Annotated in this window: 5 protein-coding genes; all 5 read right to left on the bottom strand. The window is 70.5% G+C overall.

What is annotated here, in order from left to right; translation table 11 throughout:
• Positions 1–542, bottom strand: a 542-nt coding sequence (locus Q0112_RS04390) for a ribonuclease J (RefSeq protein WP_297971963.1), incomplete at its 3' end; no start/stop codon positions are given.
• Positions 543–552: 10 nt separating this feature from the next.
• On the bottom strand, positions 553–1,320 hold the full coding sequence (locus tag Q0112_RS04385; protein WP_297971959.1) for a type III pantothenate kinase: 768 nt from the start codon (positions 1,318–1,320) through the stop codon (positions 553–555).
• A complete protein-coding gene (locus Q0112_RS04380; RefSeq protein WP_297971956.1) occupies positions 1,304–2,086 on the bottom strand; it encodes a biotin--[acetyl-CoA-carboxylase] ligase in 783 nt (260 codons plus the stop codon). Before Q0112_RS04380 ends, Q0112_RS04385 begins: the two co-directional genes overlap by 17 nt.
• A gap of 3 nt (positions 2,087–2,089) precedes the next feature.
• Entirely contained in the window at positions 2,090–3,526 is a 1,437-nt protein-coding gene (nuoN, locus tag Q0112_RS04375; protein ID WP_297971954.1) for an NADH-quinone oxidoreductase subunit NuoN, read from the bottom strand.
• 13 nt (positions 3,527–3,539) lie between these two features.
• Positions 3,540–4,289 (bottom strand): NADH-quinone oxidoreductase subunit M (locus Q0112_RS04370; RefSeq protein ID WP_297971953.1); only part of this gene is annotated, 750 nt, incomplete at its 5' end.

Genomic DNA, 4,289 nt, shown 5'->3' with positions numbered 1-4,289 from the left:
TCGAAGGGCTCGCCGACCAGCGGCGTCGGATCCGCCTTGAAGTCGCCGCTGTGCAGGATGCGCCCGGCCGGCGTGTCGATGACGAGGGCCGAGCTCTCCGGGATCGAGTGCGCGATCGGCAGGAAGCCGACCGTGAACGGCCCGGCATGCACCACGTGCGGCCAGGGCGCCTCCTGGCGCACCGCGCTCGTGTCCTGCCCGGCGCGCTCCATCTTCCCCCGCGCCAGCTCGGCGGTAAAGCGCCGCGCATGCACCGGCGCCTTCAGCCGGTGCCAGAGCAGGCCGAGCGCGCCGACATGGTCCTCGTGGCCATGGGTGATGAAGATCGCCTCCAGCCGGTCGGCGCGGGCCTGGATGAAGGAGGGGTCGGCCATGATGAGCTCGACGCCCGGCGTCGACTCCATGGTCGGGAAGCTCACCCCCATGTCGACGAGGATGAAGCGCTCCTTCCCCTCCGGCCCGTAGCCGTAGAGGTACATGTTCATGCCGATCTCGCCCGCCCCGCCGAGGGGCAGGTAGATCAGCCGGTCAGGCTTTGCCATTCGGTCCCGCTCACTCCCTGTTCAGGCGATCGATCAGCACCAGGCCGTGGATGGTCAGGTCGGTGTCGATCTTCTCCAAGACGTCTGTCCCTTGCGCGAAGAGGGTGGACAGTCCCCCGGTTCCGACGACGGTCATCGGCCGCGCCCGCTCGGCGCGGATGCGGGCGCAGATGCCCTCGATGAGGCCGACATATCCCCAGAAAATCCCCGACTGCATGCAGGCGACGGTGTTCGTCCCCACCACCTGCTCGGGCTTGGTCACGTCGATGAAGGGCAGCGCCGCCGCCGCGTCGTGCAGCGCCTTGAGCGAGAGGTTGACCCCGGGCGCGATCACCCCGCCGACATAGGCGCCGTCGAAGTCGACGACGTCGAAGGTCGTCGCGGTGCCGAAGTCGACGACGATGAGATCGCCGCCGTAGCGGTCCCAGGCGCCCACCGTGTTGACCAGCCGGTCGGCGCCGACCACCGTGGTCGGGTCCACCCGGACCGGGACCCCGAGCTTCACCTCGGGCTTGCCCACCACCTTCGGGCGGGTGTGGAAATAGCGGTCGGCGAGCACCCGGAGGTTGAAGACGACCTGCGGCACCACCGAGGAGATGACGACCGAGGCGATCGTCGCCTCGATCCCCGCGTGGTCCATCAGCTGTTCGAGCCAGACGAAATATTCGTCCGCCGTGCGCTGGCGCTCGGTGCGGCAGCGCCACTCGGCGACGACGTGCGTGCCGTCGTGGAGCGCGAAGACCATGTTGGTGTTGCCGACGTCAATGGCGAGCAGCATGGCCACCCTCCGCGAAATAGACCTCGGCCGCCGGCAGCACCACCCGCCCGGCATCGGTCGCGAGCACCAGCGCGCCCGCCGCGTCGATGGTCTCGAAGCGGCCGGTCAGCGCGCGGCCGGGCAGCCGCGCGGTGATCTCCTCGCCGATGCGGCTCGCCCGCGCCAGCCAGGCGGCGCGCAGCGGCGCGAAGCCCTCGTCGGCCAGCCGCTCCTCCCAGAGGTCGACGGCCGGGGCGAGCAGGTCGAGGAAGTCGCCCGGCGCGATCGAGATGCCGGTCGCGCCGCGCAGGCTGACCGGGGCCATCGCGCCCGGCTCGAGGTCGACCGGATCGGGCGCCACCGCCAGGTTGACGCCGATGCCGACGACGAGCGCCGGCGGCCGGCCCGCCGGCCCGCCGGTCTCGAGCAGGATCCCGGCGACCTTGCCGCCGGCGAGCAGGACGTCGTTCGGCCACTTGAGCGCGAAGAGCTCCGGCCGCCCGGTCACCATCACCAGGGCGTCGAGCAGCCCGAGCGCCGCCACGAAGGACCGCTGGGCGAGCGCCACCCCGTCCATCGCCGGCGGCCGCATCAGCAGGCTGGCGGCGAAGTTCCCGGGCCCCATCGCCCAGGGGCGGCCGCGGCGCCCGCGCGCCGCCGCCTGGCGGAGGGCGCAGATCCACTCCGGCCCCACCCCGCCGGCGGCGGCGCGGCGCAGCGCCTCGGCATTGGTGCTGTCGACCGTCTCGAGGATCTCGCGGCCGACGCCGGCCGGCCAGGAGGTCATCCGCTACTGCACCAGCGTCGCCGCCGCCGAGGCGGCGAGGGCCTCGACGCCGAAGAGGTTCACCACCCCGGCGACCATGGCGATCGAGCAGACGGCGAGGATCGCCCAGTGCAGCGCCGGCATCCGCCCGTCGAGCGGCTCGGAGGCCTCGCCGAAGTACATCAGGAAGACGATGCGGATGTAGTAGAAGGCGGCGATGACGCTGGCGATCACGCCGGCGACCGCGAGCCAGACGAGGCCGGCGTCGACGGCGGCCTTGAGCACGTAGAACTTCCCGAAGAAGCCGACGAGCGGCGGCACGCCCGCCAGGCTGAAGAGGAGGACGGCGAGGGCCAGCGCCCGCGCCGGCTCGACCTTGGCGTAGAGGCCGAGGGCGTAGATGTCGGGCACCGGCTTGCCGTCGCGCTCCATGTTGAGGATGAAGACGAAGGTGCCGACGTTCATCGCGACGTAGATGGCGAGGTAGATGAGGAGCGCCTGCGCTCCCTCCTCGGTGCCGGCGGCGAGCCCCATGAGCGCGAAGCCCATGTGGGTGATCGAGGAATAGGCCATCAGCCGCTTGAAGTCGCGCTGGCCGATGGCGCCGACCGCGCCGAGGAACATCGAGGCGAGCGAGAGCAGCACGAGGATCTGCTGCCAGTCCCCGACCGCGCCGCCGAAGGCGTCGTAGAGGAGGCGGGCGAACATCGCCGCGCCGGCGACCTTGGGGGCGGTCGAGAAGTAGGCGGTGACCGGGGTCGGCGAGCCCTCGTAGACGTCGGGCGTCCACATGTGGAAGGGCACGGCAGAGACCTTGAAGGCGATGCCGGCGGCGAGGAAGACGAGCCCGAAGACCAGCCCCGCCCCGAGCTGCTCGCCGGCGCCGGCGGCGGCGATCCCGGCGAAGCTCGTCGTCCCGGCGAAGCCGTAGGTGAGGCTCGCGCCGTAGAGGATGAGGCCGGAGGAGAGCGCGCCGAGCACGAAGTACTTCAGGCCCGCCTCGGTCGAGCGCAGGCTGTCGCGCCGGAAGGCGGCGACGACGTAGAGCGCGAGGTTCTGCAGCTCGAGCCCCATGTAGAGGACGATGAGATCCTCGGCCGAGACCATGGTCGTCATGCCGACGACCGAGAGCAGGATGAGGACCGGGAACTCGAACTTCATCAGCCCCGCCCGGGCGAGATACTCGTGGCTCATCGCGAGGGTGGCGGCGGCGCCGAAGAGGATCAGCACCTTGGAGAAGCGGGCGAAGCCGTCCGACACGAAGGAGCCGTCGAAGGCCGTCCGCGTCCCCTCGGGCTGGAAGCCGATCCAGAGCCCGACCAGCACCAGCGCGATGCAGGAGACCCAGAGCACGCCCGAGCCCACCTCGCGCCCGGCATAGGCGCCCCACATCAGGAGCGCCATGGCGAGGACCGCGAGGGCCACCTCGGGGGCGACGACGTTGAGAGACTCGAGGAACATCCGGAGGTCTCCGTCAGTTGGCGGCGAACGTCGGGGCCTGGGCCGCCAGCGCCGCCTCGGTATGGTCGATCAGCGCCGCGACCGAGGGCCCGATCACGTCGAGGACGAAGGCCGGATAGACGCCGATCGCGATCATCGCCGCCACCAGCGGCGCGAAGACCAGCTTCTCGCGGCTGCTCATGTCGCGGATCGTCTTCAGGCTCTCCTTGATCAGCTCGCCCAGCATCACCTGCCGGTAGAGCCAGAGCGCGTAGCAGGCGCTGAGGATCACGCCGGTCGTCGCCAGGAAGGCGACCCAGGTCGAGACCTGGAAGACCCCGGCCAGCGTCAGGAACTCGCCGACGAAGCCGCTCGTCCCCGGCAGGCCGACGTTGCCGAAGGTGAAGAGCATGAAGACGAGCGCGAAGGCCGGCATCCGCGCGATGACCCCGCCGTAGGCGGCGATCTCGCGGGTGTGCATCCGGTCGTAGAGGACGCCGACGCAGAGGAAGAGCGCGCCGGAGATGAAGCCGTGGCTCAGCATCTGGAAGATCGCCCCGTCGACCCCCTGCCGGTTGAGGGCGAAGATCCCCATGGTCACGAAGCCCATGTGCGCCACCGAGGTGTAGGCGATCAGCTTCTTCATGTCCTCCTGCACCATCGCGACGAGGCTGGTGTAGATGATGGCGACGACCGAGAGCAGGAAGACGAAGTCGGAGAGGAGCTCGGAGGCGACCGGGAACATCGGCAGGCTGAAGCGCAGGAAGCCGTAGCCGCCCATCTT

This window comes from uncultured Amaricoccus sp. (genome assembly GCF_937858865.1).
Classification (GTDB): Bacteria; Pseudomonadota; Alphaproteobacteria; order Rhodobacterales; family Rhodobacteraceae; genus Amaricoccus.
Note: the sequence above shows the minus strand (reverse complement) of the source record. Positions and strands in the feature narration are given on the sequence as shown.